Origin of the sequence: Nonomuraea sp. NPDC049028, from assembly GCF_043197735.1 — a bacterium.
Lineage (GTDB): Bacteria > Actinomycetota > Actinomycetes > Streptosporangiales > Streptosporangiaceae > Nonomuraea.
The window spans coordinates 433,772-459,662 of record NZ_JBICTR010000012.1; the positions used below are offsets into that span (position 1 = coordinate 433,772).

Here is a 25,891-nt window from a genome sequence, read left to right on the forward strand (position 1 = left end):
GGAGCAAGTGAAAGGCGGCGAGTACCGAGTGAAAGCCGGGGAGGGCCAGTGAAACTCGTAGCACCCCTGAACGCCTTCGGCCGCGGCGACCTGGCTCTGGCCGGCGGCAAAGGCGCCAACCTGGGCGAGCTCGTCAAGAACGGTTTTCCCGTCCCGGGCGGCTTCGTCGTGACCACCGCCGCCTACGACCTGGTCGCCGACGGGCACGACACCCGTACGTACTTCGAGAACGTGGAGATCCCCCCAGACCTGCGCGAGGCGATCACCGGCGCCTACGCCGAGCTCGGCGGCGGGCCCGTGGCGGTACGGTCCAGCGCCACCGCGGAGGACCTGCCGGGGGCGGCGTTCGCCGGGCAGCAGGACACCTACCTCAACATCGTGGGCGCGGAGGCGGTGGTCGACGCGGTCCGCCGGTGCTGGGGCTCGCTCTGGACCGAGCGGGCCGTCGCCTACCGCGAGAAGCGGGGTGTCGACGCGGCCGAGGTGCGCATCGCGGTCGTCGTGCAGCGCATGGTCCAGTCGGAGGCGGCCGGCGTGCTGTTCACCGCGAACCCGGTCACCGGCGACCGTACGCAGATCGTCGTGGACGCGAGCAGCGGGCTCGGCGAGGCCGTCGTCTCGGGACTCGTCACGCCCGACCACTACGTGCTCGACGCCTCGGGGCGAGTCGCCTCCTTCACACCGGGCCGTCGCGAGGTGGTCATCCGCGGTACGGCCGGCGGCGGCGTCGTACACGAGACCGGAGACCCCGCCACCGGCGAGGCGCTGCCCCGCGCGGCGCTCGCTGAGCTGGCCCGGCTGGCGAGCGAGGTCGCGGCTCGGTTCGGCCGCCCGCAGGACATCGAGTGGGCGTACGCGGGCGGCCGGGTGAGCCTGGTCCAGGCCCGTCCCATGACCGCGCTCCCGCCGGCGCCGGTGGGGCCGCTCAACCCTGTCCAGCGCAAGGTCGGCAGCGTTCTGCTGGAGTATCTGCCCGTACGCCCCTATCCGATCGATATGACGACCTGGCTGCCGTACGGTCCGGCGGGCATGATGGCCGAGGTCGCGGCGGCCTTTGGCATCAAGGGGGTGTTCGAGGACTTCCTGCAGGAGGAGGACGGTGTCGTCTACCGGTTGGTGCCCCGCTCTCCGCGTGTGACAGCCGGTCTGCTGGCAATCCCGTTCCGGCTCGTTCGGCGGGCCAGGCGCTACGATCCCGCCCGGTGGACGGAGGATCCGCGCTTCCAGACCTTCCTTGCCGCGAACCGCGAGCTGGCGGCCCGTGACCTGGCCTCGATGTCTTGGCCGGAGCTGATTCGGGTGCCCAGACAGGCACTGGACCTGGTCCGGCCGGTGACGGACCTGCGCACCGACTACCTGCCTGGCACGGGGCTCGCCCTGTTGCGGCTGCTGGTGGCGGTCAAGTTGTTGCGGCGTGGCGCGCTGTTCGGCGAGCTGATGACCGGCGCGCGTACTCGTACCTCCGATGCCAACCAGGCGCTGGAGGAGCTGGCCGAGGAGGCCTGGGCGACCGGAGCGCTCGACGCGGATCCGATGCCCTCCGGCTTCGCCGCGAAGCTACGCGACTTCCTCGCCGAATACGGGCACCGGGAGACGGTGTCTCCGATTCTGGTCACCCCGCCGACCTGGGGCGAGGCCCCGGAAATCGTCCTCGGAACGATCAGGGTGCTCGCGGCCAAGCCGCCCACTCCCGTGACCGCCGCGACCACCGCAGACGGGGCGGCCACGGACAGGGCGGCGGCGGAAGCGAGCGGGGCGTTCGAGCGGCTGCTCCGGCATCCCCTGCTGGGGGCCGGGCGCCGGAGGGCCCGGGTCGTGCGCTGGGTCGAGGCGGCTCGCGCGGGTCACGCGTTCCGCGAGGACAGCCACTTCTACTTCACGCTGCCGCTGCCCATTCTGCGCCGGTCGCTGTTGGAGATCGGGGCCCGGCTGCGCGACGCGGCCGTGCTCCAGCGGCCCGAGGACGTCTTCCACCTACGGCTGGAGGAGCTGGAGTCGATCAAGGACCTGGCCAGATCCGACGAGTGCCTCGATGGTCTGCGGGCGGCCGTGCGGCAGCGGGCGGCCAAGCGGGAGGAGCTCTCGGGTGTGCGGCTCATCGACCCGCGGGCGATCTTCCCCGTCCGCGACGCGGGCGACGCGATCGTGACCGGGACGCCCGCGGGCGGCGGCAGTGCCACCGGGCCGGTCAAGGTCATCCGGGATCCGGCCGAGTTCGGCAGCCTGACGAGCGGGGACGTGCTCGTCTGCCCCTACACCAACCCGTCGTGGACCCCGCTGTTCCAGCGTGCGGCGGCCGTCGTCGTCGACACCGGGAGCGCCGCCTCGCACGCCGCGATCGTCGCCAGGGAGTACGGCATCCCGGCCGTCATGGGTACGGCCGGAGGCACGTCCACGCTGGTCGACGGGCAGGTGGTGACCGTCGACGGGGACGCGGGCACCGTCGTCATCGCCCACTTGAGCGGGGACGCGGACCCCGCGGGCTCGGGCGGGGATGCGGTCGCCCCGGTCTCAGATGACGGCGTGGGCACGGTCACCGCGGCCTCATAGGATGCCTGTCATGGTCACCGACCACCGTAAGCTGCCCCGTCGGCGCGGCGAGGCGCTCAACGTCGCCATCTATCAGGCGACCCTCGCCGAACTCGCCGAGGTCGGCTACGCCCGGCTGACCATGGAGCGCGTCGCCGAGCGGGCCAAGGCCAGTAAGGCCTCGCTCTACCGGCGCTGGCCCACCCGCATCGAGCTGGTCATGGACGCCGTCTATCACGTACTGCCCGACGCGCTGTCCGTCCCCGACACGGGCAGCCTGCGCGGCGACATACTGGCGGCGTTGCGGCGGACGGCCGAGGCGCTGGCCGGTCCCGCGGGTGAGGCGATGCGCGGGCTGCTCAGCGAGGCGCTGGGCGACGAGTCGCGGGCCGCGACGTTCCGGGAGCACTCGCAGGGCACCGGCAGACGGCTGATGCGGGAGATCGTCCGCCGGGCGGTCGAGCGCGGCGAGGTCGCCCCCGAGGACGTGACCCCGCGCCGGCTCGACGCCGGTCAGGCGCTGCTCCGGCAGCATTTCCTCTTCCAGGGCCTGCCCATCCCGGACGAGCTTCTCGTGCAGATCGCTGACGAGGTCATGGTCCCGCTCTTCACCCGAGCCTGAACCCGGCGGGTGGGCGGGCGGACAGGCGGGCAGGCAAAGCGTTCACGCGGGCTTGAGGCCCAGCAGCGCGCCCAACGTCCGCACCGATTGCTCGAAGCTCCCACGCCTGTCGTCGATCGTGTTCTCGAACTGGCCGAACACCTCGAAGTTGACCCAGCCGTACAGGCCGGTCCACGCGGTGAGGCCACGGAAGATCAGGTCGTCGGGGACCCCGGGCATGATCTGGCGCAGGTTCGCCGCGTCCGCCGACAGCGCGGCGGGGGCGGGCCGGGCGAGGTCGGGTGGGGTCAGCGCGCCCGCGTCGTACGCCTGCGCGGTGATCCGGCCGAACACCGCCACATCGCGCAGCCTGGCCGTGATCGTCTCCTCCGGCGCCTGGTAGCCGGGCACGGGGGAGCCGTACAACAGCGTGTACTCGTGCGGATGGGCCAGCGCCCAGTCACGTACGGCATGGCAGACGGCCAGCCAGCGCCCCGCGAAGTCGCCGGGCGGGCTGTCCTCGTCGGCGCGCTCCACCGCCGCGCCGAGCGCGTTGTAGCCGTCGATGATCAGGGCGGTCAGCAGGTCATCGCGGCTGGGGAAATAGCGGTAGATGGCCGACGAGACCATGCCCATCTCGCGGGCCACCGCGCGCAGCGAGAGGCCGCCCGCGCCCTCGGTGGCCAGCTGGCGACGGGCGATGTCGGTGATCTCCTTGGTCAGCTCGGCCCTGACACGTTCTCTCGCGGTACGGCTCGCAGTCATGTCCCGACCATATCAGAGCACTGAGAAAAAACGAGAGCACCGCTCTTGACGACTGTCGCTCTCATGAGAGAGCATTGCTCTCGTAAGCGAACGGTAGTCACGCGGAGGTTGAGATGCTGAGCATCGCCAAGGGAGCCAACCTGGCTCTGATGTTCTTCCTGGAGCTGGGTGTCCTGGTCTCCGTGGGGTACTGGGGCTTCACGGTGAGCCCCAACTGGGCGATCAAGCTCCTCGCCGGGCTCGGCGGGATGGCGCTGTTCATCGGCGCCTGGGCCCTGTTCGGTGCGGGCGGCGGCGCCAACGCCACGTTCCCGCTGACCGGCCTGGCCAGGGTCGCCCTGGAGATCCTCTGGTTCGGCGGCGGCGCCCTGGCGCTCTACGCCGCGGGCCGGGTCGCGCCGGCCGCCGTCTTCGCGGCGCTCTTCGTCCTCAACGCCGTCCTCCGCATCGTCTGGAAGCAGGTCTGATCATGGGTAAGCACGTCGTCGTGGGTTCCGGCCAGGTCGGTACGCATCTGGCCACCAAGCTCCTGGCTCAGGGGCACGAGGTCACTGTGGTGACCCGTTCGGGCAGCGGTCCCGCCGGGGTTCACAAGGTGGCGGCCGACGTCGCCGACGTGGCCCGGCTGACGGAGGTCGCCAAGGGCGCCGATGTCCTCTACAACTGCGTCAACCCGCAATACCACCGCTGGCTGACAGACTGGCCGCCGATGGCCGAGTCGTTCCTCGGCGCCGCGGAGGCCACGGGCGCGGTGCTGGTCATCCTGGGCAATCTCTACCCCTACGGCCCGGTCAAGGGCCCGATGACCGAGGACCTGCCGCTCGCCTCGGCCACCCCGAAGGCTCAGGTGCGGGCGAAGATCTGGAACGACGCGCTGGCCGCGCACAAGGCGGGCCGGATCCGGACGACCGAGGTGCGCGGCTCCGACTACTTCGGCCCCGGCGCCACCGACCAGTCGCATCTGGGCGGGCGGTTCCTCGTGCCGTTCAGGGCGGGCAAGACCATCCAGCTGGTGTTCCCGGCCGACGTTCCGCACAGCTGGACGTACCTGCCCGATGTGGCCGACGCGCTGATCGTCGCGGGCACCGACGAGCGGGCCTGGGGGCGGCCGTGGCACGTGCCCACCAGCGACCCGCTCAGCTTCCGCCAGGTCGGTGAGCGGATGGCGGCCATCGAGGGGCGGCCCGCGCCCAAGCTGGCCACGCTGCCGTGGCCGCTGGTCCAGGCGATGGGTCTGTTCTCGCCGATGGTCAGGGAGTTGAAGCACGTCCGCTACCAGTTCACCGCGCCGTACGTGCTCGACTCCTCGGCCTTCCAGCGGACGTTCGGTGTCGCGCCCACGCCGATCGACGAGGCGCTCGCGGCTACGCTCGAGGCGTGAAAACAGCCATGATCGGCCTGGGCGACATCGCGGAGAAGGCGTACCTGCCCGTACTCGCCGCCCAGCCGGGCCTCGACCTGCACCTCTGCACGCGCAACAGCAAGACCCTGGACCGGCTCGGCGATACCTACCGGATCGCCGCCCGGTCCACGTCGGTGGACGACGTGATCAAGAGCGGGGTCGAGGTCGCGTTCGTGCACGCCGCCACCGGGGCTCACCGCGAGATCGTCGAGCCGCTGCTCGACGCCGGGGCGCACGTCTACGTGGACAAGCCGATCGCCGACAACCTGGCCGACTGCGAGGCTCTCGTACGGCTGGCGAAGGCGAAGAGACGCTCGCTGATGGTCGGCTTCAACCGCCGGTACGCCCCCGGATACACCGGACTTCTCGCCCTCCCTCGGCACCTCATTGTGCTGGCGAAGAACCGCGAAACATACCCCGACGTGCCCCGGCGGGCGATATTTGATGACTTCATTCATGTGGTCGACACGCTCCGCTTCCTCGCGCCCGGCGAGGTCACCGGCACCCGGATCAGGACCCGCGTCCAGGACGGACTGATCGAGCACATCGTGCTGGAGCTGTCCGGCGACGGCTTCACCGCCATCGGCCTGATGAACCGGGTCAGCGGGGCCACGGAGGAGACCTGCGAGGTCATGGGCGACGGCGTCAAGCGCCGGGTGGTCAACCTGGGTGACGTGATCGACTACGCGGGCGGCGAGACGCTCACCAGGCGGCCCGACTGGGTTCCGGTCGCCCGGCAGCGCGGCATCGAGCGCATCTGCCTGGAGTTCCTCGCCGCAGTCCGCGACGGCCGCACGATCAGCGCGGACGACGCGCTGATCAGCCACGCGATCTGCGAGGACATCGTCGCGAACGCCTCATGAACGGTCCCCGCCGTCACGAGCTCTGCCTGTGGCGCATCCAGGTGTCGGCGCCGGCCAGCAGCCGGCTGAACGGCCGGCCGCCGAGCCGGGCCAGCACGGTGAACCCGCCCGCGTCGCTCATCGGGCTGGAGGACGACACGACCCCCGCCACCTCCTCCCCGTACACGGCCGGACCGCCGCTGCCGCCCGACGGGGCGTGACAGTTCTGGGTCACCAGCACACCCGGCCCCTGTGCGGTGGCCTCTTTGGCGTCCCCCACGCAGTGGTACATCCGGGTGCCGGGATACCGCCGCCCCGCCGGGTAACCGAGCAGGTCGAGCCCGCGCAGCGACGTACCCCTGCGGGTGGCCAGTGTGCGCAGCCCGGGCCCGGTCGTGTCCTCCAGCGTGCCGCCGCGCCGCATCACCCCGACCAGCCCGACGTCGTACGGCAGCAGCTCGGCGGAGTACGGCCGGCCCCGCCACTGATCGGGCACCCAGGTCCGCACGGCCGGCCAGACGCCGAACGGCGGCCGCCCCTGGTCGAAGCCCGGCAGGAAGACCACCTGCCGCAGCGGCCGGCCATCGTGGTAGAGGCAGTGCGCGGCCGTCAGCACCAGGCTGCGGCTGCGGGACCTGATCACGGTGCCCCCGCACAGCACGGTCGTACGAGTGGCCGGATCACGCCCGAGCAGCACCCCGATGAGCCGTTGGACGCCGGTGTAGGGGCGGGGGACCAGTGCGTACCCCAGGCGGTCGCCGTCCGGTGTCAGCACCCTGCGCGGGGGCACCGATCGCTGGGGCACCTCCGCGAGGCCGGTTGGATCGAGCAGGGCCAGAGAGAGCACCATCCTGAGCACCCGTACACTCTAGGCCGATGATCATCAGTGCTCTGACCTGCGACATGAAGGTTTACCTAACCGTGTACTGGGCGCCTAGGGCGCGCAGCCGCGAGTGCGCCGAATCGTAGGCGGCCGGGGTGCCGAGGTAGGACTTGGGAAGTTTGGCGACCATCGTGTAGTTGGTGTCGCACACGTTTCCCACCGGTGCCTGCCCGCCCTGGCTGACCAGCTGGTAGGCGTCGAGCGTGTCGAGCCCGGTCAGCGCCGACGTCCAGGTGACCAGGTCGTGCTGGCTGATGCGGTAGGCGTCCTCCAGCGGCCGGGCCGATCCGGTGGACATCAGATGCAGATCATCCTCCAGCCGCGGCCAGGGCGTCGCCACCCCCTTGATCAGCTCGACCGCCACGACCGTGTTCATGGCGGCCTCGACCGCGGTGCCGCACACCTCGCCGTGGCCCTGCCGGCCGTGGCCGTCGCCGATGGAGAACAGGCCGCCCGCCACGTTGACGCCCAGGTAGACGGTGACGCCGGCGCGCAGCTCGGGGGTGTCCATGTTGCCGCCGTGCGCGTCGGGTGTGATCGTCATCCGCGACTCGTTCGCGGCGGGCGCGACGCCGACCGTGCCGTGCATCGGGTCGAGCGGCAGCTCCACGCTGTAGTCGCTGTTGCGGGCGTGGTAGACGGCGACGCCCTTGGCGGTGTCGAGGTCGTAGCGCCAGACCCGCTCCTCCAGCGGCGGCTGCAGCATGGCGGTGGTGTGTGTGCCGGTCAGCGCGCCGAAGTGCGGGAACGTGGTGGAGACCGCCCAGTCCCTCGCCGGAGTGATCGAGACGAAGTGCAACGCCAGCGTGTCGCCGGGTTCGGCGCCCGTCACGTGGAAGGGGCCGGTGACGGGGTTCAGGTAGGGGAACTCGCACACTCGCGACGGCAGGTCGTCGACCGTGCGGACCCGGCCGCCGAAGCAGTCCTCGGTGAACAGTTCGAGGATCGTGCCCGGCGTCACCTTGCCCACTGGGGCGCGCCCGCCGAAGGTGTAACCGAACTCCTCCGGAGAGGGACGATAGGAGACGACGTTCACGAGACCTCCGAGGGCAGGACGGGCTTGCGGCCCAGGACATAGAGCGCGATCGTGGCGAGCAGCCCGATGCCGAGCCAGATGAAGCCGAGCCGCTGGGCCGCGACGTTGGCATTGATGACGACGAGGACCAGCACGGCGAAGCCGGCCACCGGCACGACGAGGTGCGCCAGCCAGCGGCGGCTGCGCCGCCGCACCACGTAGTGCACCACGACGGCCACGTGCAGCAGCAGGAACGCGGTCATCGCGCCGAAGTTGACCATGGTGCTGAGCAGGTCGATGCCCTTGTCGTAGAGGCTCATGCCGACACCGAGCAGCAGCGAGACGACCGCGACCGCGAGCGTGGCGTTCACCGGCACCTTGTGCTTGGGGTCGATACGGGCCAGGAACGACGGTAACTGGCGGTCCCGCGCCATCGCGAACAGCAGCCGCGAGGTGGCCGCCTGCGCGACCAGCGAGTTGGCGAAACCCCAGGCGATGGCCGTCGCGACCGCGCACACCACACCCAGCCAGGCGCCACCGGCGTACGAGGCCAGGTCGTAGAAGGCATTGCCCAGCTGGGCCCCCGGGGCCAGGAGGGCGGCCCGGTCGGGCACGAGCAGGGCCGCGACCCAGGTCTGCACCACGAACAGCACCGCGGCCAGCGCCAGCGCGGCCACCATGGACCGGCCCAGCCGCCGCGCGTCCTCGCGGTTCTCCTCGGCCAGCGTCGAGATGCCGTCGAAGCCGAGGAACGACAGCACCGCCACCGAGGCCGCCCCGAACACCAGCGTCCAGGAGAAGCTCGAGGAGTCGTAAAGAGGAGTCAGTGCGCCCGTCGTGGCCTTGCCCTGCGCCAGCGCGATGCCGCCGACGACCAGGAAGATCGCCAGCACGAGCAGCTCGGCCACCAGCATGATCCGGGTGATGCGCGCCGTCATCTGGATGCCGAAATAGTTCACCACGGTGTTGAGCAGCACGAAGGCGACGAGCCACAGCCACACCGGCACCGCCGGCACGAACGAGTTCATGGCCGTGCTCGCCACCAGGTAGAGCAGTGCCGGGACCAGCAGGTAGTCGAGCAGGATCGCCCACCCGGCCATGAACCCGACGGGCGGCGCGATGCCGCGGCCCGCATAGGTGTAGACCGAGCCGGCCATCGGGAAGGCCCTGGCCATCTGCGCGTACGACAGCCCGCTGAACGCCATCGCGACCAGCCCGATCATGTAGGCGAGAGCCACCATCCCACCGGACAGGGCGAAGACGTTGCCGAAGATGCCGAACGGCGCGATCGGCACCATGAAGATCAAGCCGTAGATCATCAGATCCGCGAAGCCCAGGGAACGCTGAAGCTCCTGGCGGTAGCCGAACTGCTCGACGCTGCTCATGGACGGCTCCTTGACGCAGGGGGCAATTCGCACGGTAGATCCAAAACCTCCTGCTGAACAGGCTTCGCCGCGGGCGGCCCGGTCAGGGTGTGATCGCGCGGGCGAACAGGGCGGCGTGCGCCGTCATCCGCCGCCGGGCCAGCTCGCGCTGCTCCGGCGTGGCCCCGTCGTGCAGCCACAGCACGCGGGCGTGCGCTATCGGGCCCAGCAGCGAGTACGCGAGATCGTCCGGCGACCCCAGATCGTCGCGCACCCGCCCCTCGGCCAGCCACCGGGCGAACACCTCCGCCAGCCCGGCCAGCGCCCGCTCGATGCCCAGGCCGAGCATCTCGTCGTGGATCAGCCCGTCGCGGGAGACCAGGCTGATGCTCTGCCTGGCCTGAGGTGTGTCCCAGGCGGCCAGCACGCGGTCGGCGAACGCGCGGACGAACTCCGCCGGGTCGTCGCCAGGGCCCTCGTCGCCCAGGGCGACCAGTGCCACCTGCGGCCCGGCCAGGGACATCGCCGCCTCGTAGATCGCCTGCTTGCCGGGGAAGTGCGCGTACAGGACGCTCTCGCTGAGCCCCACCTCGCGGGCGATCGCCCTGATCGAGGTGCCCGCGTAGCCGTGCCGCGCGAACAGCCGCAACGCGGCGTCGAGCAGGGCGGCCTTGGTGTCTCCGGCCTCGGCCTTGGGCGGGCGGCCCGGACCGCGCCGGCCTGTCGTCGTCTCCACAAGGGCCATCCAATCACTTGCAAAATAATCGAGTGTTCTATTATTTTAGCAGCAGCCGAGAGGAGCAGAAGATGTCCAAGTCCAGAATTCCGGAACGCGAGATCGCCGAGCGGCCCGAGGGATACGGCGGGCCCAACCTGTCACCGGTCGGCCTGGAACTGGTCCCGCACGCCTTCGCCGACGGGGTGTACGCGCTGATGGCCGGCATCCCGCCCAAGGACAACAACGGCCTCATCGCCGGCCGCGACGCCGCGCTGGTGGTCGACGCGGGCATCACACCCGCGATCTCCCACCAGATCCAGCGGCTCGCCGCCGAGCTGACGGCCAAGCCCGTGCGCTACCTGGTCAACACCACGTATCACGGCGACCACACGTTCGGGAACGCGGCGTTCCCCGCCGAGGTGGTCATCCTCTCGTCGCGGCGGAACAAGAGCGAGATGTCCGACCTCGAGTACGAGAAGGAGATCAGGTCCGCCAACATGTACGGCGACGGCGGGCTGCTCGACGAGGTGAGCCGGTGGCGCACCCCGGACGTGGTGTTCGACTCCTACGCCGAGATCGATCTGGGCGGACGGCTGGTCCAGCTCCACCACTTCGGCCCGGGCAACGGCCCCGGCGACACCGTCGTGTACGTCCCCGACACCCGCACCGCGTGGACCGGCAACTTCCTCTGCCACGCGGGCACCGCTCACATGCTGTTGCAGGGCGGACCCGAGCCCTACCTGGCCTCACTGCGCCGGATGCGCGAGGCGCTGCCCGACCTGGACACGATCGTGCCGGGTCACGGGCCGATGGGTGACGGGCACGCGGCCATCGACGCGCTCGTCGGCTACCTGGAGGTGCTCCACGACGAGGTCGCCGCGAGCGTGGCGGCCGGGCGGAGCCTGGAGGAGACGTTCGCCGCCTGCTCGAACCCGTGGGCGGAGCGGCTGGACCCGGCGCTGTCGGCGGCGCTCACGGCCTACGCGGTGCCACGGGAACTGGCCCAGGCCGGCATGCTTCAGCTCTGCCGTGACCTGCACCGGCTGAACATCCTGGCCACCTACCGCCTCTATGAGGGTCGGTGACCGCCCTGGTATCGATCTCTGTGATGGTCTGTGGTGGCTGATGTCCTTATGGGAGGTACCCCGTTATGGCTGGGGTTCCTTCGGGGGTGAGGGAGAAGGTCCGTTGTCGCTGGTGTCCCTCTGAGGGGTTTGGTCCTGATCGCTCCAGATGAGCAGGGCGACGCCGGCTGCCGCGACCGCGAGGTACACGGGGGTCGGGATGTCGAACAACCTGTGCAGCAGGCCCCATTCGGTGTCGAAGAAGACTCGCGCCACGAATCCGCCCAACCCCTGAATGACCGCGATCACGCCCAGAAATCCCCTCATGCCTCCACCATGGCGAGTCGGTGGAGGCACGGGCATCGAACCTAGGGCTACGGCAGGGGGCTACTAAAGTTCAGGCCGTCACGGGTAGAGGCCGCGCATCTGGTGTGCCTCCGCCACCCGGCCGACGCCGATGACGTGCGCCGCCTGCCGCAGGGTGAGGTCGCGGGCCGTGGCCAGCGAACGCACCTCGGCGTAGGCGCCCTCCATCAGGTCGCGCAGCTTCAGCTCCACCTCGCCGCCGCTCCAGGAGTAGGCCTGCATGTTCTGCACCCACTCCAGGTACGACACGATCACCCCGCCCGCGTTGGCCAGGATGTCGGGCACCACGATCGTGCCGTTGGCGGCCAGGATCTCGTCCGCCTCCGGCGTGGTGGGCCCGTTGGCGCCCTCCACGATCAGGCGGGCGCGGATCCGCGGTGCGTTCTCGGCGGTGATCGCCCCCTCCAGGGCCGCGGGCACCAGCACGTCCACGTCCAGCTCGAACAGCTCGGCGTGGTCCAGGGCGTCCGCGTGGCGGTAGCCGGACACGCCGCCCGACTCGGCGGCCCAGGCGCGCAGGTCGGCGATGTCGAGCCCGCCGGGGGCGTACACCGCGCCCGTCGCGTCGGACACGGCGACCACCGTGCAGCCGGCGTCGGCGAGGTATTGCGCGGCCGGGGCGCCCACCTTGCCGAACCCCTGTACGGCCACCGTCACGCCCTCGGGCGAGCGGCCGAGCGCGCACATGGCGGCGATCTGGACGCCGCGCGAGGTCGACCCGGTCCGGCCGAGCGAGCCGCCCAGCGTCAGCGGCTTACCGGTGACCACGCCGGGCACCGAGTAGCCGGTGTTGACGCTGTAGGTGTCCATGATCCAGGCCATGGTCTGCTCGTCGGTGCCGACGTCAGGGGCCGGGATGTCCTTCTCCGGGCCGATCATCGGCAGGATCTCGTTGACGTAGCGGCGGGTCACGCGCTCCAGCTCGCGCTGGGTGAGCTCGGTCGGGTCCACGGCCACGCCGCCCTTGGCGCCGCCGTACGGGATGCCGACCAGCGCGCACTTCCACGTCATCCACATCGCCAGCGCGGTGACCTCATGGATGTCGGTGCTCGGGTGGAAGCGGAGGCCGCCCTTGGCGGGCCCGCGTGAGACGTTGTGCTGGACCCGGAAGCCCTGGACGACGTCCATGTGCCCGTCCTCGCGGCGCACGGGGACCGAGACGGTCAGCGAGCGGCGCGGTGTGGCGAGCATCGTGCGGAGCCCGGCGTCGAGCCGGAGATGTTCGGCGGCTTGGTCCAGCTGGTGGAGAGCCGAATCGAGGGCCTGGCGGCCAGGTGTGATCAGGGCCGGCGTCCTTGACGGCACCATGACGGTCATGGAAGGGAGTCCTCCTGTTGTCTACGCCCGGTACGTAAGACAGGCGCCATTGCCTGCCTTGTTTGGGCGTTCGTGTCACGATCATCCTAGAGCGCGGCGTTTATCGCCGCCTACGGTTTTCGGATTGCCGTATCCAAGGCGATCTGCTGTCATCAATTACATGCGCTGAGCGGGATGCTGCAAACGCGCCACTCTGGCAGGCTTGCCCCGGCAAGTGTGCCGAACTGTCGAATCTGGGGGACTGATGCCCGCACTGGTCGTCGGGCCCATGCTGCGTTACGTCGATTCAGCCAGCGCCTCGATCTGGGTGGAGGTCGGCGAACCCGGCGTGGTCACCGTGGAGGCCGCGGGCCGGGTCTTCACCTCGTCCACGTTCACCGTCCACGGACACCACTACGCGATCGTCGATCTGCTCGGCCTGACCGAGGACGTCGACTCGTACGTGGTCAAGATAGGGGAAGAGCGGGTCTGGCCGCTGGAAGGCTGGCCACCCAGCCGGATCAGGTTGTTCCCCGCGGAGGGGCCGAGCCGGCTGGCGTTCGGTTCCTGCCGCACGAGCGTGCCTCACGACGGCACGTACGTCCTGACCCACGGCGAGGACGTGCTGCGCACCTATGGCTCGCACCTCAAGGACGCCGGCCCCGAGGAGTGGCCGGACCTGCTGCTGCTCCTCGGCGACCAGGTCTACGCCGACAACCCGTCGCCGGAGATGCTGGAGTTCATCGCCGCGCGCAGGAACAGCGAGCCGCAGAAGGAGATCGCCGACTTCGAGGAGTACGCCGAGCTCTACCGCCAGGCGTGGACCGAGCCGGAGATCCGGTGGGCGCTGTCCACCGTGCCCACTGCGATGATCTTCGATGACCACGACCTGCGCGACGACTGGAACACCTCACAGACGTGGCGCGAGCAGATGGCCGCGACCTCCTGGTGGAAGCGCCGGGTGATCGCCGGGCTCGGCGCCTACTGGGTCTACCAGCACCTCGGCAACCTGTCGCCGGCCGAGCGGGCGGACGACGCGCTGCTGGCGAGCCTGCTGAAGGGCGAGGGCGGCGACGCGCTCGACGCCTTCGCCGAGCGGGCCGACGCCGATCCGAGCAGCAACCGGTGGAGCTACTCCCGCGAACTCGGCGACACCCGCCTGATCATGGTCGACACCCGGTGCGCCAGGCAGCTGACTCCGGGCGACCGGCGGATGCTCGACCCGGTCGAGTGGGCCTGGCTGCGGGAGGAGGTCGCCAAGCCCGCCGAGCGGCTGGTCATCGGCTCGTCGATCCCGTTCCTGCTGCCCGAGGGCGTCCACTTCGTCCAGAACTGGAATGAGGCGCTCTGCGACGGCAAGTGGGGCCGGTTAGTCGCGCGGCTCTCGGAGCGGTTCCGGCAGGCGATCGACCTGGAGCACTGGGCGGCCTTCCGCCGCTCGTTCGAGGACCTGGCCCGGCTGCTGGTCGAGGTCGGCAAGCCGGTGCTGCTCCTGTCCGGCGACGTGCACTACTCCTACCTGGCCAAGGTCAACGGCCGGCCGATCTACCAGGTCGTCTGCTCGCCGATCCGCAACCCGCTCAGCCCGGTGCTGCGCTGGGCCAACGTGTTCAGCCAGTTCGGCCTGGCCACGCTGGTCGGCGGGCTGCTGGCGCGGCTGGCCCGCATTCCGCGCCCGCCGTTCCGCTGGGAGGTCATCGCCGGGCCGTGGTTCCAGAACGCCGTGGCCACGCTGACGCTGCCCGGCGAACTGGACTGGTACGAATCATCCGGTGACGCGGTCAAGCACATCGATTCTGTACGGATTCCGTGAAAACGGTTATCGTTGGCTTTTGTGTACCATGACCAGTACTCCGTCGCCGTGCCCTTCTACGACCTGTGGCACGAGGACGGGCACGTCCCGGAAGTACGCCGGCTCCTCCCGCCGCTGCTCAGCGGCATCGGTCGGAGCATCATGGAGATCGGGGCCGGCACCGGCCTGATCACCGAGCTGATCGCGTGGGAGACGCCGGCGGAGATCTACGCCGTCGAACCGTCGCTCGGCATGCGCTCGGTCCTGGTCTCCCGCCTGGCCGAGCGCGCCGACCTGCTGTCCCGCGTGACCGTCCTGCCGTGCGGCGCGCTCGACGTGGAGGTCGACGAGCCGGTCGAGGCCATCGTGATGATCTCGGTCCTGCACGGGTTCGACGCCGCCGAGCGGGAGCGGCTCTGGGAGGTCCTGGCCAGGCAGCTCGAACCCGGCGGGCTGCTGGTGTTCAACCACCGCGAACCGCCTCCCGCCGTCCCGGGCGAGCTCGAGCGCATGGGGTCGTACCAGGTCGGCAGGCACACGTACGAGATCTGGGGACAGGTGCTGGAGGCGGCCGGGGAGACCGTCAGGTGGCGCTTCCTGTACCAGATCAGGCAGCGCGGGGTGCTGATCAGCGAGGACGAGGTGGTGAGCGTCAGCCATCGGCCCGGCAGGGAGCGGCTCGACGCCGAGCTCGACGCGGCCGGCTTCACGGCCCAGCGGGCTTCGGAGGGCCTCCTGGCGTGGCGCCTCAATGGCGGATCAGCGTGGAAATAGCGTGAAATAGGTGGAACCGAGGTCCCGCGTGCGGTCAACAACAGGGTGACCGCATGAGAGAGGACCGGCACGTGGTGGGTGTTCAGGAGAAACCTGAAACGCTGGACGACTCGGCGCTGATCGCGCAGTCGGTGATTGATCCGGAACGTTTCGCGGTGCTGTTCGACCGGCATGCCGACGAGATCCACCGGTACGCGGCCAGGCGCCTCGGTCCCGAAGCGGCCGAGGACGTGACGGGCGAGGTGTTCCTGGTCGCCTTCCGCGTCCGGGCGCGCTATGACCGTACGTGGCCGGACGCCAGGCCCTGGCTGTACGGCATCGCCACCAAGGTCGTCGCCCAGCATCGCAGGGCGGAGCGACGGCGCATTCACGCGATGTCGAAGGTGAGCGCGGAGCGGCCGGGCTCGTTCGACGACCGCAGCGCGGACCGGGTCACCGCCGAGCAGCTCCAGCCCAGGCTGGCGCGGGCGCTGACCAGGCTCAGCGCGGCGGAGCGCGACCTGCTGCTGCTGGTGGCGTGGGCGGACCTGACGTACGAGGACGCGGCGCTCGCGCTCGGCGTGCCGGTGGGCACGGTCCGGTCCAGGCTGCACCGGCTCCGCGTCAAGGTACGCAGAGCTCTCGGCGGCATCGACCCCTTCGCAGAGGAGCCCCAGCATGGATGACGAGATCCGGATGTTCGCGGACGGGAGGCCGGCCGCTCCGTCGTACCCGGAGGAGGCCCGCGCGAAGGCGCGTGAACGGTTGCTACGAGAGGCCCGCGAGGGGCGCGGGTTTCGCTTGCCGAAGCTGGGCTGGCAGGCCGCGGCCGCGTTCGGGGTGACGGTCGCTCTTGTCGGGGGCGTGGCCGTGGCTCTGTCGGCGCAGCAGCCGAAGATCGGGGTGGCCACGTCGGCCGCCACCCAGTCGGCGGCCGTGTCGGACGGTGAGCTGCAGCCCAAGCCGGGGCAGTTCATCATGGTCGCGTCCAACACGATGTACAGCTCGTTCACGCAGGCCAACGGCAAGATGATCCGCTATCTCTACCGGACGCACCGCGAGATCTGGCAGTCGGCCGATGCCAGCGCGGACGGCGTGCTGCTCATCGCGGGGCTCTCGCCCAAGCCGTGGCCGGGCGAGCCGCTGCCCAAGGAGGCACAGAAGTGGAAGGGGGAGAGTTGGATGCAACTCGCTTCCTGCCCGGACCGGCTCGCGGCCTTCCGGACCGACTACGCCTACCTCAGCACGCTGCCGAACGACCCGGCGGCGATGCGGGACTTCCTCTACAAGCGGCAGCCCGCGCAGTCCGGCGGCAAGGAGGCCGCCGGCAAGGGGGAGGCCGACCGGGAGGCGTTCGTCGCGGCGGGGGACCTGCTCAGGGAGACGTACATGCCCAAGGCGCAGCGTGACGCGCTGTTCGAGGCGGCCAAGGAGATCCCGGGGGTGCAGGTGGCCGAGGGGGTCGAGGACTCCGACGGGCGCCAGGGGGTGGCCCTGGGCAGGGAATCGCACGGGATCCTGGAGCAGCTGATCTTCGATCGGGACACGCACATGCTGCTGGGGGAGCGGCACACGGTCGTGGACGCCAAGGCCGCCGGCGCGCCGGTGGGCAGCGTGCTCGCCCTGACGGCCCAGCTGAAGGTGAGTGTCGCGGACCGGCTGCCGGAGCAGGCGAGTAAGGCGGAGAAGGACTCCTCCTGCCTGCCCCAACCCGGCGCGACGGCGGACTCCACCGGACAGCCGACCGCTCCGCCCACTGTCGAGGTGACCGTCACGGCCACCGCTCCGGCTCCTGTCGAGACGACCGTCCCGCCCACCGCTGAGCCGACGACCGACTCGGCCACAGCCGAGGCCACCGTTGAGCCGACGGCCCCTGTCCCTACGAAGACCGGCTGAACCAGTACGGCCCGCGCCCCGGAGTAGATGCGCGGGCCGTACCTGTTTCCGGATGTGGTCTCTAGCTCTGGCGGAAGGAGGCCAGGGCGTCGGCGAGCTGGTCGACCGCCCAGACGAGGTCCTCCTCCGAGATCACGATCGGCGGCGCCAGCCGGATCGTGGAGCCGTGCGTGTCCTTGGCCAGCACGCCGCGCGCCATCAGTGCCTTGGAGAGCTCGCGCCCGCTGGCCAGCGACGGGTCGATGTCGACGCCCGCCCACAGCCCGCGCCCGCGTACCGTCACCACGCCGTGGCCGATCAGCTCGCGCAGCCGCGCGTGCAGCACCTCGCCGAGCTCGCTCGCCCTGGCCTGGAACTCGCCGGTGTTGAGGATCTCGATCACCGCGTTGCCGACCGCGCAGGCCAGCGGGTTGCCGCCGAAGGTGGAGCCGTGCTGGCCCGGCTTGATCACGCCGAGGATGTCCGCGTTCGCGGCGATCGCCGAGACCGGTACGACGCCGCCGCCGAGAGCCTTGCCCAGGACGTACATGTCGGGCACGACGCCCTCGTGGTCACAGGCGAACGTCTTGCCGGTGCGCCCGAGACCCGACTGGATCTCGTCGGCGATCATCAGGATCCCCTCGGCGGTGCACAGCTCCCGCACCTGCGTGAGGTAGCCGTCCGGCGGCACCAGCACCCCGGCCTCGCCCTGGATGGGCTCCAGCAGCACCGCCACCGTGTCGGCGTCGATCGCCTCCCTGATCGCCTCGACCGAGCCGTACTTCACGATCCGGAAACCCGGGGTGTAGGGGCCGAAATTGTCGCGGGCGTCGGGGTCGGTGGAGAAGCTGACGATCGTGGTCGTCCGGCCGTGGAAGTTGTCCTCCATCACGATGATGTTGGCCTGCTCCGGCCGGACGCCCTTGACCTCGTAGCCCCACTTGCGGGCGACCTTGACGGCGGTCTCGACGGCCTCGGCGCCGGTGTTCATCGGCAGGATCATGTCCTTGCCGGTGAGGTCACCGAGCCCGGCACAGAACGTGGCGAACTGGTCGTGATAGAACGCCCGGCTGGTCAGCGTCAGGTTCTTCAGCTGCTCCTGAGCCGCCTGGATGATCTTCGGGTTGCCGTGCCCGAAGTTGAGCGAGGAGTAGCCGGACAGGCAGTCCAGGTACCGCTTGCCCTCGACGTCGGTCACCCACGCGCCGTGTGCCTCGTGGATGACCACGGGCAGCGGGTGGTAATTGTGCGCGCTACGGCGCTCGCTTACGTCGATCAGCTCTTGGGTGGTGCTCATCTCAGTTCTCCCCCCGGATCTCCAGCGTGCAGCACTTGGGGCCGCCGCCTGCCTTGCGCAGCTCTGACAGGTCGACGGGGATCGGCTCGTAGCCGCGCCGCTTGAGCTCCAGCTGGAGGTCGCCCGCCTCGGCGTTGATCACTACGTGGGTGCCGTCGCTGACCGCGTTCAGCCCGAGGACCTCGGCGTCGGTGTCGGTCGCGAGCACCGCGTCCGGGAACAGCCGGGCCAGCACCGCGCGGCTGCCCTCGGAGAAGGCGGCGGGGTAGTAGGCGACGTTGCGGCCGTCGATCGGGAACAGCGCCGTGTCGAGGTGGTAGAAGCGCGGGTCCACCAGCGTCAGCGAGATCACCGGACGGCCGGTGAACTCCTGAGCCTCCTGGTGCGCCGCCAGGTTCGTACGGAAGCCGGTGCCGGCCAGGATGACGTCGTCGAGCGTGAGGAAGTCGCCCTCGCCCTCGTTGACGTGCACCGGCTCCTTGACCGGGAAGCCGTTCTCGGCGAACCAGCGCAGGTAGGCCGGACCCTCGGCGGCCCGCTCCGGGAAGGCGAACCTGGCGCCGTAGACGCGCCCGCCGACGACCAGGGCGCCGTTCGCGGCGAACACCATGTCGGGCAGTCCTTCGACGGGATCGATGAGGCTGACCTGGTGCCCGAGGCTCTCGTAAGCCGACTTGAGGCCCTCCCACTGCCGGATCGCGAGATCGCGGTCGGTGTCGGCCTCGGGATGCATCCACGGGTTGATCGCGTACTCGACCGTGAAGTATTCCGGGCGGCACATGAGGAAGTGCTTGGGCATGCAGGTCTCCGTCGGGGTCGTCGGGAAATGTCCCCTGCGGGGACGAAGACAGCCTAGAAATTTATGTTTGCGCAGGCCAAGGGGTTGACATTGCGTGTACGCGCGGGTCTGTTGCGAGTCTCAACCACCGACCTGCGTTCTGTTGCGCTCATCCGGTACGGAACCCCCGAACGGGTCCGACTCCGGCAGGGCACCGCCGGTGGGCGGCACCTCGGGGATGGCTCCCGGCGGCAGGTCGACGAGCCGCGACAGCACGATCGAGCTCTTGGTCCGCACCACGAACGCCTCGGCGGCCAGCCGCTCGATCACCCGCTCGACGTGCCGCACGTCCGTGGCCCGGATGTGCACCAGCGCGTCGGCCTCCCCCGTGATCGTGGCCGCCGCGACGACCTCCGGGCACTTGGCCACGGCCAGCGCGATGTCGGACGGCTTGGTCTTGCCCTGGCAGAACAGCTCGACGTACGCCTCGGTGGTCCAGCCGAGCGCCTGCGGCGCCACCCTGGCGCTGAACCCGGTGATCGCCCCGGCATCGCGCAGCCGGTCGACCCGGCGCTTCACGGCCGACGCGCTCAGGGCGACCCGCTGCCCGATCTCCGCATAGGTCTGGCGGGCGTCGTCGACGAGCGCCGCGATGATGTCACGATCCAGCCGGTCCAGTTCCACGCGCCCTGTATACAGCCTGTCCCGGCTGGCGCGCGACGAGCGCGCCGGGGGAGACTGGGCGCTCGATCTTTCACCGGAGGATACTGGGCAAGTGAGCAGCGCAGCCTTTCCCGAGAATTTCGTCTGGGGCGTCTCGACGTCCGCCTATCAAATTGAGGGCGCCAATGTGGCCGACGGCCGGGGACCGTCCATCTGGGACACCTTTTCCGATTCGCAGGCCGCCTGCGACCATTACCACAGATATGTCGAGGACATCGGCCTGCTGAAAGACCTGGACGTGACCGCCTATCGTTTCTCGGTGAGCTGGCCGCGGGTGGTCCCCGATGGCTCGGGGCGGATCAACGCCGCCGGGCTGGATTTCTACGAGAAGCTGGTCGACGAATTACTCGGCGCGGGCATAAAGCCGTACGCGACGCTTTACCACTGGGATCTGCCGCAGGCGCTGGAGGACAAGGGCGGCTGGGCGGTCCGCGACACGGCCGCTCATTTCGCCGACTACGCGCGGGTCGTGCGTGATCGGCTGGGCGACCGCGTCGACACCTGGTTCACGGTCAACGAGCCGTGGGTGGCGGCCTTTCTCGGTTACGGCTCCGGCATTCACGCGCCGGGCCGCACCTCGGCGGGCGACGCCTTCAGGAGCGCGCACCACCTGCTGCTGGCGCACGGGCTCGCGACCCAGGCGCTGCGCCCGTCCAAGGTGGGGCTGGTGCTCAACTTCGGCCCCGTCATGACGCCGGGCCAGGTCGGCGACCTGTCGATGGAGCTGCCGGAGGAGGACGCGGAGGCGGTGGCCAGGATCGACACGCTGCTGCACCGGCAGTTCCTGGAGCCGGTGCTGCGCGGCGCCTATCCCGCCGAGCTGCTTCCGGTCATCGAGCGGGCCGCGGGCCTCGACCACATCCAGGACGGCGACCTGGCCACCATTTCCCAGCCGATCGACCTGCTCGGCGTCAATTACTATGCGCCGACCGTCGTACAGGCCCAGCCGAGTCAGCCCGCCGACCCGGCCTATCCGGGAAGCGCGGGAATTCTCTTCTGCACCGTGCCGACAGCGGTGACCGCGATGGGCTGGCCGATCGTCCCGGACGCACTCCCGCTGCTGCTCCGCCGCCTTTCCCGGGAATATCCAGAAACCCAGTTGATGCTCACCGAGAACGGCGCCGATTTCGTCGACGTGATATCGGGCGACGGCATTCACGACGTCGACAGGATCAATTTCATCGAGGAGCACCTGCGGGCACTCCGGGTGTCGATCGAGGAGGGTGCGCGGGTCGGCGGATATCTGCTCTGGTCATTGCTGGACTGCTTGGAATGGGCCGACGGGTACCAGCGCAAGTTCGGCGTCTACCACGTCGACTTCGCCACTCAGCGGCGGCGGCCGAAGGACAGCGCCCACTGGTACCGCGACGTCATCAAGCGCAACGGCCTGGGCGAGAGCCGTCCGAAACGGCCCACGCTGGAGACCGTCGCCGCCCGCGCCTCGGTCTCCAGGGCCACGGCGTCCCGCGTGATGAACGGCGAGGCGTCGGTCAGCTCCGAGGCCCGCGCCAGCGTGCTGCGCGCCGTACAGGAGTTGGGCTACGTCCCCAACGCGGCGGCCCGCAGCCTGGTCACGCGCCGCACGGAGTCGATCGCGCTGGTCCTGTCCGCGCCCAGACCCGGCGGCGAGGCGCTGACCGCGGCCGTCGTCCAGTACGTCACGAGCGTCCTGGAAGGGGCGGGCAAGCGGATCACGCTCATGCTCGCCGACACGGCGGAGAGCCACCGGCGCATCGTCCAGCACGTCGAGGCCCGGCTGGTGGACGGTGTCATCCTCGCCATGCCGGACCGGACCGGCCCGCTGACCGAGAGCCTGGCCCGCACGGGCCTGCCGCTGGTCCTGCTCGGCAAGCCGCCGGTCGCCTCTCTGGTCCCTTACGTGGACGTGGACAACATCGGCGGCGCGGCGGCGGCGACGAACCACCTCCTGGCCGCCGGCCGCCGCCAGCTGGGCATCATCTGCGGCCCCCTGGACCTGGTCTCGGTCCAGGACCGCCTGACCGGCCACCGGAACGCGCTCGAACGGGCGGGTATGCACCCCTTGATCGCCACCGCCGACCCCACCCTGGAATCGGGCGCGGCGGCGGCGCGGCGCCTGCTCGCGGACAACCCCCGGCTGGACGCCGTCTTCGCCACCTCCGACCACCTGGCGATCGGCGCGCTGCGCGCGGCCCGTCAGGCGGGCCGCCGGGTGCCCGACGACCTGGCGATCGCGGGCTTCGACGACATAGACGCGGCCGCCTGCACCACGCCGTCCCTCACCACGGTTCAGGCGCCGGTCGCGGAGCAGGCCATGGCGCTGGCCAGGCTGCTGCTGTCGAGGCTGGAAGGCAGACACACCACGTCGGTCATCGTCCCGACCCGCCTCGTGGCGCGGGAGTCCACTTAGCTCAGGCTTTCGCCTGGGCAGCGAGGGATTTGCTCGTTTATATGGGAAAAGCGCCCTCTGACCTGCGAGGGTAGGGCTTGTCGAAGGTCCTGCCCGCGCCAGTTCTGGAGCACTTTGAGTGAGGACTATCGGTTCCGGACGGGCCGGGGGCGTCTGTCAGGCCGGCGGCCTGCTGCTGGTGGAGACCCTGCGGGTCAGCGGCCTGGGACGAGAACAGTCCCAGGCCCTGTCGGGGTGGCGGCGACCTCGAGCGACACACGATCCCGGGAAGATCGTCACCGATCCGGTGGTGACGCTCGCGCTGGGCGGCGACTGTCTGGCGGACGTGGCCGGTGCTGCGGCTGTCACCAGAGTTGTTCGGGCCAGTAGCTCCTGATCCGACGGTGTCGCGGCTGATCGACACGCTGGCGCAGGCCGGTCCGCCGGCGCTGCGGCTGATCCGCAAGTCCTGGGCGGCAGCGCGTGAGCAGGTGTGGCAGCTGGCGGCCGAGCGTGCTCCAGGCGCGGGCCCGGCGCTGCTCCTCGTGGATCCGGGCGCACCATCGTGCTCACCCACTCGAAGAAGGAACCGGCGGCGCCGACCTGGAAGAAGACCTTAGGGTTCCGCTCGATGACCGCGATCATCGGCCACGGCGGCCAGGGCAGCGGTGAGGTAGCCGCGCTGCTGCTGCGGCCAGGCAACGCCAGCTTCAACACCGCGGCCGATCACGTCACCACCGGGCGGCTGCCCTGGCCCAGATCCCCGCCCACCTGCACAAGCAGGTGCTGATCCGCAACGATGTCGGTGGCGGCACGCACGAGTTCCTCACCTGGCCGCCCGCAGGCTGAAGTACCCCATCGGGTTCAACCTGGCCGATGACATCCGCCAGACAATCTTGGCATTGCCCAACGATGTGTGAGAGGTCGCCTACGACGCTGACGGCCAGTTCAGGGACTGGGCATGGGAAGCTGGCGTTCCCCCCGGGGCGTGGACACCCGGTTTCATGCAGCCAGTGCGGTCATTCTAGCAAGCTGATCTTCATAGACGGCTGGGGGTAGGTTGCCGATCGCCGAGTGCCGTCGGCGGTGGTTGTAGCGGGCGATCCAGCGGAAGATCTCCGTGCGAGCCTCGGTCTCGTCGTTCCAGCGGCGTTTGCCCTTGCCGTGCAGCAGTTCGCGCTTGAGGGTGGCGTTGAACGCTTCGGCGAGCGCGTTGTCCAGGCACGTCCCCGTCCGTCCGCTCGATCGGCGGATGCCGTTGGCGGCGCACAGCGCGGCGAACTCGGCCGAGGTGTACTGACTCGGATTCAATCGGTCGTCGCAACACGGCTGCTCAGCAGCAAGTTTAGATGCTCGCTGAAGGCTTCTGCCGGTGTCTTCCATCCGAGGGTCTTTCGGGGCCTGGTGTTGAGCGCAAACGCAACAGCCGCCAACTCCTCGGCATCCCAGCGTGACAGGTCGGTGCCCTTGGGAAAGTACTGCCGCAGCAGGCCGTTAGTGTTTTCGTTGGTGCCACGCTGCCAAGGGCTATGAGGATCGGCGAAATAGACCAGCAAGCCGGTGTCGATGCGCAGTTGAGCATGCTGCGCCAGCTCCGTTCCCCGGTCCCAGGTCAGCGAGCGACGTAGCTGATCGGGCAACCCGGTGATCTCTTTGGTGATCGCGTCCCGCACGGCTTCAGCGCCACGGCCGGCCAGCGCCGGGCCGTTCTTCACACGTTCCTGCGTGCCGAAGCCCTCCATCCGGGGCAGGTGCAACAGCAGGGTGAACCGCGTCGTGCGCTCCACGAGGGTGCCGATCGCCGACCGGCCGGTGCCGATAATGTTCGAGGTCACCCTCCCAGTGGCCCGGAACCGCGCGATCGTCGGCCTCGGCGGGCCGTTCGCTGATCAGCACCTCGGGGGTCACATGACCGCCGGCCTTCTTCCGGGCGCGGGCTCGTGGCACCCGCAGCGCACGCCCGGTGCGCAGGCAGGCGACCAACTCTCGCTTGAGCGCTCCACGCCCCTGGATGAACAGGGCCTGGTAGATCGCCTCGTGTGAGATCCGCATGGTGTCGTCCTCGGGGAAATCGACCTTCAGCCGGTGGGAGATCTGCTCTGGGCTCCACGATGTCGTCCAGCGGCGGTCCTGACGGTGGGGTTTGTTCCGCCCCTTCCAGGGCGCTGTCTGAGGCCCCGCCACCGGCGTGCCGTCCGGGTGGCGGACCTGTCCGGCCAGCCGCTGCTGCACATACTCGCGCAGTTGCTGGTTAGCCGCCAGTTTGGCGGTCTTCGGCCGACGGGCTCGGCGCTCGGCGTGCCATTGCGCGACCGTCGCTCGATAATCCACGTCATACGTCCGCGTCGAGGCGTTGCGCCGGATCTCGCGTGAAATCGTCGACGGCGAGCGCCCCAGGCGCCGGGCGATCTCGCGCACGCCGAGCTTCCGGGCACGGCATAACGCGATCTCTTCTCGCTCTGCGAACGACAGGTAACGGCCCGACACCGTCGGGGCAAGGCATGGTCCCACCCCGCCAGCCTGGCGAAACCAGCGCGTCCCGACCACCGGTGACACGCCGATCTCCGCTGCGGCGTTCTCCGAGCTCACCCCTCGAGCGATCGCTTGCCAGAACCGGACACGATCCTGTCGCCAGGCGACAGTCGGCCGTCCCGGCGAGGGGATCTGACCGCGATACAACCGGACAGCCTGCTGTTTCTTGCCCACGCCCATGCACCAACACCTCCAACGACGAAGTGTTGCGAGCACCGATTGAATCCGCCCTGACAGCCGCGGTCGGTGTGGAAGATCACGCCGGCGACGTGCCCGCCGCGGGCCCGCATCGCCGCCGTCAGTGCGTCGCTGATCAGCTCGGTACGCAGATGGCCGGCGATCGACCAGCCGATCAGCCGGCGTGATCCGATGTCGATGACCGTAGCCAGGTACAGCCAGGAGTCATCAACCGGCAAATAGGGGATATCGCCGCACCACCGCTCGTCGGTCGCGCCCGGGCTGACGTCGCGCTGGAGCAGGTCGGGGACGGACGCAGCCGCCTGATCAGGGATGGTGGTCCGCCTGCCCTTGCGCAGGTGCAGGCCGACGATGCCCGCGGCGCGCATCAGCCGGGCGACCCGCTTGACATTGACGATCTCCCCATCGTCGCGCAGGTCAGCGGTGATCCGAGGCGAGCCGTTGGTCCCACCCGAGTCGGCGTGAAACGACCGGATCTTCGCCACGATCCGCGCCTCCTCGACCGCCCTGGCCTGACGGACCGGCTCGCGCTTGCGCCAGGCATAGAAGGCGCTGCGGCCAACGTTCAACACCCTGCACAGCCGCGCGATGCCGTAGGTGGTGTGGGCGGAGATGAACCTGAAGCGGCTGGTCAACACGGCCCGCACCCAACGATGGAATCCCGAGGAGTTCCTGCGCACCCTGCTGGAGGCCGAACTGGCCGCCCGTGATGCGTCCAACGCCCGCGCCC

Annotated in this window: 23 protein-coding genes and 3 pseudogenes; 13 read left to right on the plus strand and 13 right to left on the minus strand. The window is 69.9% G+C overall.

Annotated elements, in window-relative coordinates; all coding sequences use genetic code 11:
• Positions 1-48: 48 nt before the first annotated feature.
• Positions 49-2,550 (plus strand): PEP/pyruvate-binding domain-containing protein, encoded by a 2,502-nt coding sequence (locus ACGFJ2_RS43415; RefSeq protein WP_393478469.1) that lies wholly within the window; start codon positions 49-51, stop codon positions 2,548-2,550.
• 10 nt (positions 2,551-2,560) lie between these two features.
• Positions 2,561-3,151 (plus strand): TetR/AcrR family transcriptional regulator, encoded by a 591-nt coding sequence (locus ACGFJ2_RS43420; RefSeq protein WP_393478471.1) that lies wholly within the window; start codon positions 2,561-2,563, stop codon positions 3,149-3,151.
• A gap of 42 nt (positions 3,152-3,193) precedes the next feature.
• On the opposite strand, the gene ACGFJ2_RS43425 is transcribed toward ACGFJ2_RS43420, so the two are convergent.
• A complete protein-coding gene (locus ACGFJ2_RS43425; protein ID WP_363990548.1) occupies positions 3,194-3,895 on the minus strand; it encodes a TetR/AcrR family transcriptional regulator in 702 nt (233 codons plus the stop codon).
• 113 nt (positions 3,896-4,008) lie between these two features.
• Here ACGFJ2_RS43425 and ACGFJ2_RS43430 point away from each other — a divergent pair, with 113 nt between their 5' ends.
• The 3 genes from ACGFJ2_RS43430 to ACGFJ2_RS43440 are packed head-to-tail and all read left to right on the plus strand — an operon-like array spanning position 4,009 to position 6,160.
• Positions 4,009-4,362, plus strand: a complete 354-nt coding sequence (locus ACGFJ2_RS43430; RefSeq protein ID WP_357947417.1) for a YrdB family protein — start codon at positions 4,009-4,011, stop codon at positions 4,360-4,362.
• A gap of 2 nt (positions 4,363-4,364) precedes the next feature.
• Complete coding sequence (locus ACGFJ2_RS43435) at positions 4,365-5,276, plus strand: NAD-dependent epimerase/dehydratase family protein (protein ID WP_393478475.1); 912 nt, start codon at positions 4,365-4,367, stop codon at positions 5,274-5,276.
• Positions 5,273-6,160: a Gfo/Idh/MocA family protein gene (locus ACGFJ2_RS43440; protein ID WP_393478478.1), complete on the plus strand. Its 888-nt coding sequence runs from the start codon at positions 5,273-5,275 to the stop codon at positions 6,158-6,160. Before ACGFJ2_RS43435 ends, ACGFJ2_RS43440 begins: the two co-directional genes overlap by 4 nt.
• A 13-nt stretch (positions 6,161-6,173) precedes the next feature.
• Here ACGFJ2_RS43440 and ACGFJ2_RS43445 read toward each other — a convergent pair whose 3' ends face one another.
• From ACGFJ2_RS43445 to ACGFJ2_RS43460, 4 genes are all read right to left on the minus strand, one after another.
• Positions 6,174-6,998, minus strand: a complete 825-nt coding sequence (locus ACGFJ2_RS43445) for a trypsin-like serine peptidase (protein ID WP_393478480.1) — start codon at positions 6,996-6,998, stop codon at positions 6,174-6,176.
• A gap of 52 nt (positions 6,999-7,050) precedes the next feature.
• Positions 7,051-8,058 (minus strand): acetamidase/formamidase family protein, encoded by a 1,008-nt coding sequence (locus tag ACGFJ2_RS43450; RefSeq protein WP_393478483.1) that lies wholly within the window; start codon positions 8,056-8,058, stop codon positions 7,051-7,053.
• A complete protein-coding gene (locus ACGFJ2_RS43455; RefSeq protein WP_393478485.1) occupies positions 8,055-9,422 on the minus strand; it encodes an APC family permease in 1,368 nt (455 codons plus the stop codon). Before ACGFJ2_RS43455 ends, ACGFJ2_RS43450 begins: the two co-directional genes overlap by 4 nt.
• Before the next feature lie 82 nt (positions 9,423-9,504).
• Positions 9,505-10,137: a TetR/AcrR family transcriptional regulator gene (locus ACGFJ2_RS43460; RefSeq protein ID WP_393478488.1), complete on the minus strand. Its 633-nt coding sequence runs from the start codon at positions 10,135-10,137 to the stop codon at positions 9,505-9,507.
• A 71-nt stretch (positions 10,138-10,208) separates the two neighbouring features.
• Here ACGFJ2_RS43460 and ACGFJ2_RS43465 point away from each other — a divergent pair, with 71 nt between their 5' ends.
• On the plus strand, positions 10,209-11,204 hold the full coding sequence (locus tag ACGFJ2_RS43465) for an MBL fold metallo-hydrolase (RefSeq protein ID WP_393478490.1): 996 nt from the start codon (positions 10,209-10,211) through the stop codon (positions 11,202-11,204).
• 63 nt (positions 11,205-11,267) lie between these two features.
• Here the strand turns inward: ACGFJ2_RS43465 and ACGFJ2_RS43470 are convergent, their stop codons facing one another.
• Positions 11,268-11,510, minus strand: coding sequence for a hypothetical protein (locus tag ACGFJ2_RS43470; protein WP_357947440.1), 243 nt, complete (start codon positions 11,508-11,510; stop codon positions 11,268-11,270).
• Positions 11,511-11,588: 78 nt separating this feature from the next.
• Complete coding sequence (locus ACGFJ2_RS43475; RefSeq protein WP_393478493.1) at positions 11,589-12,866, minus strand: Glu/Leu/Phe/Val dehydrogenase; 1,278 nt, start codon at positions 12,864-12,866, stop codon at positions 11,589-11,591.
• 244 nt (positions 12,867-13,110) lie between these two features.
• Between ACGFJ2_RS43475 and ACGFJ2_RS43480 the strand changes: the two genes are divergently transcribed.
• The 4 genes from ACGFJ2_RS43480 to ACGFJ2_RS43495 are packed head-to-tail and all read left to right on the plus strand — an operon-like array spanning position 13,111 to position 17,286.
• A complete protein-coding gene (locus tag ACGFJ2_RS43480) occupies positions 13,111-14,658 on the plus strand; it encodes an alkaline phosphatase D family protein (protein WP_357947446.1) in 1,548 nt (515 codons plus the stop codon).
• 21 nt (positions 14,659-14,679) lie between these two features.
• Positions 14,680-15,411, plus strand: coding sequence for a class I SAM-dependent methyltransferase (locus ACGFJ2_RS43485; RefSeq protein WP_393478496.1), 732 nt, complete (start codon positions 14,680-14,682; stop codon positions 15,409-15,411).
• Between the two features lie 53 nt (positions 15,412-15,464).
• Positions 15,465-16,076 (plus strand): RNA polymerase sigma factor, encoded by a 612-nt coding sequence (locus ACGFJ2_RS43490; RefSeq protein WP_357947452.1) that lies wholly within the window; start codon positions 15,465-15,467, stop codon positions 16,074-16,076.
• A complete protein-coding gene (locus ACGFJ2_RS43495) occupies positions 16,069-17,286 on the plus strand; it encodes a CU044_5270 family protein (RefSeq protein WP_357947455.1) in 1,218 nt (405 codons plus the stop codon). The genes ACGFJ2_RS43490 and ACGFJ2_RS43495 overlap by 8 nt, the downstream gene beginning before the upstream one ends.
• A 61-nt stretch (positions 17,287-17,347) precedes the next feature.
• On the opposite strand, the gene rocD is transcribed toward ACGFJ2_RS43495, so the two are convergent.
• The 3 genes and pseudogenes from rocD to ACGFJ2_RS43510 form a co-directional block, all read right to left on the minus strand.
• Positions 17,348-18,562: an ornithine--oxo-acid transaminase gene (gene rocD, locus ACGFJ2_RS43500; RefSeq protein ID WP_393478499.1), complete on the minus strand. Its 1,215-nt coding sequence runs from the start codon at positions 18,560-18,562 to the stop codon at positions 17,348-17,350.
• 1 nt (position 18,563) lies between these two features.
• A pseudogene (ddaH, locus tag ACGFJ2_RS43505) lies at positions 18,564-19,367 on the minus strand (dimethylargininase); the annotation flags it as partial.
• Between the two features lie 222 nt (positions 19,368-19,589).
• Positions 19,590-20,024: pseudogene (locus ACGFJ2_RS43510) on the minus strand (Lrp/AsnC family transcriptional regulator); the annotation flags it as partial.
• Between the two features lie 91 nt (positions 20,025-20,115).
• Here ACGFJ2_RS43510 and ACGFJ2_RS43515 point away from each other — a divergent pair.
• The 3 genes from ACGFJ2_RS43515 to ACGFJ2_RS43525 all read left to right on the plus strand — a co-directional run bounded on the left by ACGFJ2_RS43515 (position 20,116) and on the right by ACGFJ2_RS43525 (position 23,221).
• Entirely contained in the window at positions 20,116-22,452 is a 2,337-nt protein-coding gene (locus ACGFJ2_RS43515) for a GH1 family beta-glucosidase (protein ID WP_393478501.1), read from the plus strand.
• A gap of 118 nt (positions 22,453-22,570) precedes the next feature.
• Positions 22,571-22,828, plus strand: a complete 258-nt coding sequence (locus tag ACGFJ2_RS43520; protein WP_393478504.1) for a hypothetical protein — start codon at positions 22,571-22,573, stop codon at positions 22,826-22,828.
• Positions 22,829-23,062: 234 nt separating this feature from the next.
• Positions 23,063-23,221, plus strand: coding sequence for a hypothetical protein (locus ACGFJ2_RS43525; protein WP_393478506.1), 159 nt, complete (start codon positions 23,063-23,065; stop codon positions 23,219-23,221).
• Positions 23,222-23,433: 212 nt separating this feature from the next.
• Here ACGFJ2_RS43525 and ACGFJ2_RS43530 read toward each other — a convergent pair whose 3' ends face one another.
• The 3 genes and pseudogenes from ACGFJ2_RS43530 to ACGFJ2_RS43540 form a co-directional block, all read right to left on the minus strand.
• Positions 23,434-23,742, minus strand: a complete 309-nt coding sequence (locus ACGFJ2_RS43530) for a transposase (RefSeq protein ID WP_393478509.1) — start codon at positions 23,740-23,742, stop codon at positions 23,434-23,436.
• Positions 23,739-25,020, minus strand: a pseudogene (locus tag ACGFJ2_RS43535) (IS30 family transposase). The gene ACGFJ2_RS43530 and the pseudogene ACGFJ2_RS43535 overlap by 4 nt, the downstream one beginning before the upstream one ends.
• Positions 25,017-25,796: an IS3 family transposase gene (locus ACGFJ2_RS43540; RefSeq protein ID WP_393478511.1), complete on the minus strand. Its 780-nt coding sequence runs from the start codon at positions 25,794-25,796 to the stop codon at positions 25,017-25,019. The pseudogene ACGFJ2_RS43535 and the gene ACGFJ2_RS43540 overlap by 4 nt, the downstream one beginning before the upstream one ends.
• Positions 25,797-25,891: the final 95 nt, after the last annotated feature.

Bases quoted from the DNA above. Each gene is read 5' to 3' on its own strand.
- ACGFJ2_RS43490 (WP_357947452.1), top strand. From the start codon at position 15,465: ATGAGAGAGGACCGGCACGTGGTGGGTGTTCAGGAGAAACCTGAAACG.
- ACGFJ2_RS43475 (WP_393478493.1), bottom strand. From the start codon at position 12,866: ATGACCGTCATGGTGCCGTCAAGGACGCCGGCCCTGATCACACCTGGC.
- ACGFJ2_RS43425 (WP_363990548.1), bottom strand. From the start codon at position 3,895: ATGACTGCGAGCCGTACCGCGAGAGAACGTGTCAGGGCCGAGCTGACC.
- ACGFJ2_RS43455 (WP_393478485.1), bottom strand. From the start codon at position 9,422: ATGAGCAGCGTCGAGCAGTTCGGCTACCGCCAGGAGCTTCAGCGTTCC.
- ACGFJ2_RS43525 (WP_393478506.1), top strand. From the start codon at position 23,063: ATGACCGCGATCATCGGCCACGGCGGCCAGGGCAGCGGTGAGGTAGCC.
- ACGFJ2_RS43495 (WP_357947455.1), top strand. From the start codon at position 16,069: ATGGATGACGAGATCCGGATGTTCGCGGACGGGAGGCCGGCCGCTCCG.
- ACGFJ2_RS43480 (WP_357947446.1), top strand. From the start codon at position 13,111: ATGCCCGCACTGGTCGTCGGGCCCATGCTGCGTTACGTCGATTCAGCC.
- ACGFJ2_RS43465 (WP_393478490.1), top strand. From the start codon at position 10,209: ATGTCCAAGTCCAGAATTCCGGAACGCGAGATCGCCGAGCGGCCCGAG.
- ACGFJ2_RS43430 (WP_357947417.1), top strand. From the start codon at position 4,009: ATGCTGAGCATCGCCAAGGGAGCCAACCTGGCTCTGATGTTCTTCCTG.
- ACGFJ2_RS43420 (WP_393478471.1), top strand. From the start codon at position 2,561: ATGGTCACCGACCACCGTAAGCTGCCCCGTCGGCGCGGCGAGGCGCTC.
- ACGFJ2_RS43435 (WP_393478475.1), top strand. From the start codon at position 4,365: ATGGGTAAGCACGTCGTCGTGGGTTCCGGCCAGGTCGGTACGCATCTG.
- rocD (WP_393478499.1), bottom strand. From the start codon at position 18,562: ATGAGCACCACCCAAGAGCTGATCGACGTAAGCGAGCGCCGTAGCGCG.
- ACGFJ2_RS43470 (WP_357947440.1), bottom strand. From the start codon at position 11,510: ATGAGGGGATTTCTGGGCGTGATCGCGGTCATTCAGGGGTTGGGCGGA.